Annotated in this window: 6 protein-coding genes and 1 rRNA gene; 4 read left to right on the top strand and 3 right to left on the bottom strand. The window is 49.7% G+C overall.

The features are described from left to right. From rrf to purB, 4 genes are all read left to right on the top strand, one after another. Window positions 1–77, top strand: a 5S ribosomal RNA gene (gene rrf / locus NFU03_RS15810); the annotation flags it as partial. Window positions 78–384: 307 nt separating this feature from the next. Next, complete coding sequence (locus tag NFU03_RS11605; protein WP_251638849.1) at window positions 385–921, top strand: DUF2179 domain-containing protein; 537 nt, start codon at window positions 385–387, stop codon at window positions 919–921. Next, window positions 918–1,112 (top strand): NETI motif-containing protein, encoded by a 195-nt coding sequence (locus NFU03_RS11600; RefSeq protein ID WP_251638847.1) that lies wholly within the window; start codon window positions 918–920, stop codon window positions 1,110–1,112. The genes NFU03_RS11605 and NFU03_RS11600 overlap by 4 nt, the downstream gene beginning before the upstream one ends. An 18-nt stretch (window positions 1,113–1,130) precedes the next feature. Then, window positions 1,131–2,426, top strand: coding sequence for an adenylosuccinate lyase (gene purB / locus NFU03_RS11595; protein WP_251638845.1), 1,296 nt, complete (start codon window positions 1,131–1,133; stop codon window positions 2,424–2,426). A gap of 36 nt (window positions 2,427–2,462) precedes the next feature. Here purB and NFU03_RS11590 read toward each other — a convergent pair whose 3' ends face one another. The 3 genes from NFU03_RS11590 to NFU03_RS11580 are packed head-to-tail and all read right to left on the bottom strand — an operon-like array spanning window position 2,463 to window position 6,020. Next, a complete protein-coding gene (locus NFU03_RS11590; protein WP_251638844.1) occupies window positions 2,463–3,575 on the bottom strand; it encodes a Ger(x)C family spore germination protein in 1,113 nt (370 codons plus the stop codon). Then, on the bottom strand, window positions 3,559–4,665 hold the full coding sequence (locus tag NFU03_RS11585; RefSeq protein WP_251638841.1) for a GerAB/ArcD/ProY family transporter: 1,107 nt from the start codon (window positions 4,663–4,665) through the stop codon (window positions 3,559–3,561). The genes NFU03_RS11590 and NFU03_RS11585 overlap by 17 nt, the downstream gene beginning before the upstream one ends. Further along, complete coding sequence (locus NFU03_RS11580) at window positions 4,662–6,020, bottom strand: spore germination protein (RefSeq protein WP_251638840.1); 1,359 nt, start codon at window positions 6,018–6,020, stop codon at window positions 4,662–4,664. The genes NFU03_RS11585 and NFU03_RS11580 overlap by 4 nt, the downstream gene beginning before the upstream one ends. Window positions 6,021–6,044: the final 24 nt, after the last annotated feature.

Genomic DNA, 6,044 nt, shown 5'->3' with positions numbered 1-6,044 from the left:
CCGAACACGGAAGTTAAGTTCTTCAGCGCCGATGGTAGTAGGGGGCTTCCCCCTGTGAGAGTAGGACGTTGCCGGGCAACAGACAAGAGCGAGTCAAGGAGATAATCTCCTTGACTCGCTTTTTTATTGGTGGAAGAGCACTTGGCGCGACGGAGTGTTGTGGCTGGCCTCATAACCGGCCGCGGCAGCGGGCCGGTTATGAGCGTTTCCCGAGATTTATGAGCGTTTCCCGAGATTTATGAGCGTTTCCCGAGATTTATGAGCGTTTCCCGAGATTTATGAGCAGCCACAGCGCTTGCAGTAACGTATATTGGATATTGACTTAGGCTTGTAATCTCGCTGTTTCACCTGTACGATTATTATGTAGAATGGAGGGATTGCCCCGTGAATGCATGGACATTGGTACTGATCATCTTTCTTATCAATATCGTGTACGTCTCATTTTTCACTGTCCGGATGATTATGACGCTGAAGGGATACAGGTATCTGGCGGCAGCGGTCAGTGTGGTTGAGATTGTGATCTACGTGGTCGGTCTCGGACTCGTGCTCGACAGCCTGGATCAGATACAGAACGTGATCGCCTATGCGCTTGGCTATGGGTCCGGTGTCATTATCGGAACGAAGATTGAAGAGAAGATGGCACTTGGTTATATTACGGTCAACGTCATTACGGATGAAATCAACCGTGAGCTGGCGACAACGCTGCGTTCGAAAGGCTACGGCGTGACTGACTGGGCTGCGCATGGTATGTCAGGGAACCGCTCGGCGATGCAGATTCTGACACCCCGCAAGTTTGAACTGCAATTGTACAGTACGATTGCTGAGCTGGACCCGAAGGCATTCATCATCTCCTATGAACCGAAAACGATACGGGGCGGATTTTTAGTGAAGAGTGTGAAGAAAGGGAAGTTGTTCAAGTGAGCAAACGGAAAACAGTCTGGTTCCAAGTCGAAGAGGACGAAACCATCTCGGCATGCTTGGACCGCATGAAAGCGGAAGGATATATGCCGGCTGGGCGGCGGGAGGAGCCGCTTTTTGAAGAGCGGGATGGCGAGTATGTCCCGATCCGGCAGATGATCCAGCTGAAAGGGATTCTGGCGGAGAATGATTGACCGAGGAGGAAAACGACAATGATCGAACGATATACAAGACCTGAAATGGGTGCCATCTGGGCAGATGATAACAAGTACAAAGCATGGCTGGAAGTGGAAATCCTCGCGAGTGAAGCGTGGGCGGAACTTGGCGAAGTACCGAAAGAAGACGTCCGGAAAATCCGGGAGAATGCAGGCTTTTCGGTCGACCGGATCCTGGAGATCGAAAAGGAGACACGCCATGATGTCGTCGCGTTCACCCGTGCAGTATCGGAAACACTTGGTGAAGAACGGAAGTGGGTGCATTATGGCCTGACTTCCACGGACGTCGTCGACACAGCGTTATCGTATCTGCTTCTGCAGGCGAACCACATTTTGCGGCAGGATATCGTGAAGTTCATCGGAATCCTTGCGGAGAAGGCAAAGGAACACAAATACACGGTCATGATGGGCAGGACGCATGGTGTCCACGCCGAGCCGACGACGTTTGGCCTGAAACTGGCGCTCTGGCATGAAGAGATGAAGCGGAACTTGGAGCGGTTCGATGCCGCCGCTGCTTCAGTTCAGGCGGGTAAGATCTCCGGTGCGGTGGGGACGTATGCGAACGTCGATCCGTTCGTCGAGCAATACGTGTGCGGGAAGCTCGGGCTGACGCCGGCTCCTGTGTCGACACAGACACTCCAGCGTGACCGCCATGCGCAGTATATTTCGACGCTTGCGCTGATTGCCACATCGATTGAGAAATTTGCGGTGGAAATCCGCGGACTGCAAAAGTCAGAGACGCGGGAAGTGGAAGAATTCTTTGCAAAAGGTCAGAAAGGGTCGTCTGCGATGCCGCACAAGCGGAACCCGATCGGTTCGGAAAACATGGCAGGGCTCTCACGCCTCATTCGCGGCTACATGGTGACTGCTTATGAGAATGTACCGCTTTGGCACGAGCGAGACATTTCCCATTCGTCAGCAGAGCGGGTGATCTTACCGGATTCGACGATCCTGCTCGATTACATGCTGAACCGATTCGGCAATATCGTCAAAAATTTGACGGTCTATCCGGATAACATGAAACGCAATATGGACCGGACTCACGGACTCATTTACTCCCAGCGTGTCCTCCTGTCGCTGATCGACAAAGGGTTGTCGCGGGAAGCGGCGTATGACACAGTGCAGCCGCTGACGATGCAGGCGTGGGACGAAGAACAGCCGTTCAAAGAACTGGTGAAGGCGGATCCAGTGATCAGCCGGGAGCTCACCGAAGAAGAAATCGATGAGTGCTTCGATTACAACTACCATCTGCAGAAGATCGACCTCATCTTCAAGCGGATCGGTCTGGCATAACAAAGAAAGGGTCCGGCATTGCTGCCAGACCCTTTCTTATTTAATAGCCCCGAGAGACTTCAGTTTGACGTCCGATTGTACATTGAACACGAGATCCGGGTAGATTTCATTCCAGTCCTCTTCGATCTGATCTGTATGAAAACGGGTCGCCCGGTAGCGGAGACCGAAGCCGAATGGATCGACCTTTTCCTTCTGCATTTTCTTGAACAGTTTCTCCATTTCTTTTGACAGTTCTTTGTTGGTGACTTCGCTGTATTCAGGCAGGCGGTTCAAGGACAGTGTCTTGTTGGATTGGCTGATAGCGCCTACTGCCTTCACTTTAATATCCGCCTGAGGAGTCTGACCGGGAACAATCCCTAACTTGTAGTTCATCTTGGCGCGGTCGAAGGTGAGAGTAAAGATGTAGCCGCTGTTATGCGCTTGGTACCCATAGCCGTTGGCACCTTCCATGAATGTATTGTAAAGCTTTGTCTGCGTGCGGTTCAGGTCAACAGGCTCATGGTTCTCCTTAATGACAAGCGCTGTATTTATGACCAATTCATCCTTGTTTTTGGAAGTGCGCACGATCGGCAGGACGGCATCTTTTCCGAATGTCAGGACATCCCTCCGAAATTCGAATAGGAAACTGGTTGTCACGAAAGGGCTTTCTGTCCCTGTGTCGTCAAAAAAGTTGTACAGCGTATTCTCACCGGCAGCTTCTAAAATAGGCTCGACTTTTAATACCTCTTCGGCACTTGGTTTTGCAGCAGCTACGTACATGATCAGCTGGATGTCTCCGCGTCTGGTGAAATAATCCATAAGCAGCTGCAAGTCACCACTTAACAGCTCATGGTGGATGGCCAAGATTTTTGCTTGACTGAAATCGACCACTTTGTCGTTGTGGGTTTCTAAGATCCGTATGGCTTCCGAGACGGTCTCCGCTTCAGTCGTCAAATAGGTGTATTCTGTCTCAGTGGCCTGACGGAGAGAGGCAATCGGCTTGGCGATCTTCAAGGTCACCTTATAACGGTCATCATCGTTTTCAGCTGGATCGACGCCTACACTGACTACGAATGAACGTTTATCCACACTTTTGTACGCACAGCCGGCCAGGAAAGAAATCAGTAGTATAGTGACCACCAGAAGACCTTTTTTATGCCAACGGCTCATTGTCGTGCCCCCTTTTCACCGCGAACATGGTTACGGCCCAGACGATTATGAAAATAGGTATTGCATTGAAGTAATACGCAGAGTAAGTGTACAGCTGATACTGCGTCAGCCATACTGTCAGATAGATGGCGACTGCAACGAAAACTGCGACGGTCAGGAAGGGTGTCCAATTATTATTGCGCATCTGCAGCTTATCAATACGGATCAGACTCTGAATCAGTTTGTAAGACACATGCCAGTGGACTGTAATGCTCATGAATGAGATTGCCACAAAAAACAACATGAACAGGAAGACGGCGCGTTCGACAATCCCGTATTTCATGCGGACACTGTCAGCAGCCGATGTCCAGGGGAAGATCAGTCTGTCGACTTGATCGAAACCATTTAGCCCGATCGGTATGAAATACGTGGTGACCAGCGTGAACACTCCGAACAGGCCAATGATCAGCACAGCACCGAGGTGGTTCGTGTTACGTTTAGTAAAATAACGGTTGAACACAATTAAATTGGCGATCCCTGAGAAGGAGAAGAGAGTCGCTGTGAATACTCCGTACTTCGGGACGGAGTTACTGTACATCAGGGAGGTGCGGACCTGATCCCAGTCCAGTTCGCTGCTCGAGTATAGCTTGATAAACAGAAAAAAAGCGATTGGCACTACTAGGAACACTATAATCTCAACAGCAAATAAGACACTTTTGCTCTTTAGCAGCACTCCGAATGCAACAGTGATCAGGATAGAAATGGCAATCAGGTAAATTGACATTTCAGGGGTCAGGAACGTGATGAGCAGGAACGTGAGCATGACGAGAGTGATCGTCCCAGCCAAATACCAGACGATGGCAAAGTAAATGGTGACCGGCACACGCAAGTAGTTAGAAGTATAGGCTTTGAGCAGTTCCGTATAATCACGTCCTGGAAATTTATTGAAAAATTTCAGGAAGAAGAATGAAATCAGCATACCTGTGAACAAGCCGAGAACCATCGTTGGAATGGCCCCCCCATGAGCTCCAATCAACAGCAGACTCGGTATAGGGGTAGTGATGATTGCCATCATATTCAGGAATACTAAATAGTAGAGGAAACGGTTCACCCGCTGCCGACCTCCTTTTCACTGCTTTTGTCACGCCATGGAATGCGCAAGTAGGGCTGTCCGTAACTGTCAATGTTGACCAGATGAATGATGATGAATAGGAAGCCCGATATTAGCCCGATCAGCCCGAATAGGGAAGTAAAAGCGATCAGCAGAATCCGGCAGATCCGTATGGCAAAACTGAGTTCGTTGATGGGGATGACGAAATTTGCGATTGCAACGGCTGCAATCGTAATGATGAGAATGTTGGAAGCGATAGCTGCCTCTACTGAAGCGGTTCCTAAAATCAGACCTCCGACAGTTGTGGCGGTCGCGTTAATGGATTTAGGAAGCCGGATACTTGCTTCTGTCAACAGCTCAACGAAAAGCAGCATGATCAGTACTTCGATGAAGGTCGGATACGGGACCCCGATCCGGCTCCCCGCAATGGACAGTGTCAGTTCGGTTCGAAGTACTTCAGGGGAGTAGGATGCAAACGCAATATAGAAACTAGGGAGGAGGAGGCAGATCATCAGCCCTGTCCATCCGAGTATTGTGTTGAACAGTGAGATGAAGAACGTGTGATAGTTCTCCTCCATGGAGACCATGAAGTCGAAAAACAGGACAGGTGCCATAATGACGAATGGACTGCCATCCACAATTACTATGATTTTACCGCCGGTGATATTGTAAATCGTTCGATCCGGACGTTCTGTCAGCAGGGAGACCGGAAATATATTCAATTTGCGTGGAGTCAGCCGGATTGCGAGGTCGCCTGCTGATTGGATAAGTGGTTCGTCGATCTGCCTCAGCTGTTCCTTCAGCCGGCGGAGTACTTGGGTGTTCACCTTTTTCCGGTCATAGGCGAGAGCGACGGCCCGGGAACTAAGGTCTTTCAGCTCCATTGTTTCTATGAATAAATCCGGCTGATGGTAGTGCTGCCGAATAATGCCGATATTCGTCTCAAGATCTTCACTGAAAGCTGACTGGGGTCCGTGGATAGTGGACTCCAAGACAGTTTGTAGCGGAACGGTGTTTTTCAGTTTGCGTATTTCGAGTAGCAGATAATTCTCGTTGCAATAGATGAGGACAAACCCTTGTACAAGTTTCTTCAGCACTTCCTCACTGTCGGGGATCTGCAGGTGATTTGGCATACCGTTCAAGTACTCGGCAAATTTTTCTGTATCTGCAATTTCGTAAAAAGGTTTGATGATGGTGTCCTGCATAATAGAACCTTCCACTACGGTTTTGACAAAAAGCAGCTGTGCTTCTGCTTTATTTATAGCGAGAGGAAGCTGCACGACATCAGAGGAAGAGCCGAGCGCATCTTGTAAGGACTTCATGTAAGGGGGAAAGACGGGTGTACTGTCTGGCATCGACATCTTCTCCTTCCGGGCAAT

Source organism: Sporosarcina sp. NCCP-2716 (genome assembly GCF_023707985.1).
In the GTDB taxonomy this organism is placed as follows: Bacteria; Bacillota; Bacilli; order Bacillales_A; family Planococcaceae; genus Sporosarcina.
This window is presented reverse-complemented; position numbering and strand designations above follow the sequence as displayed.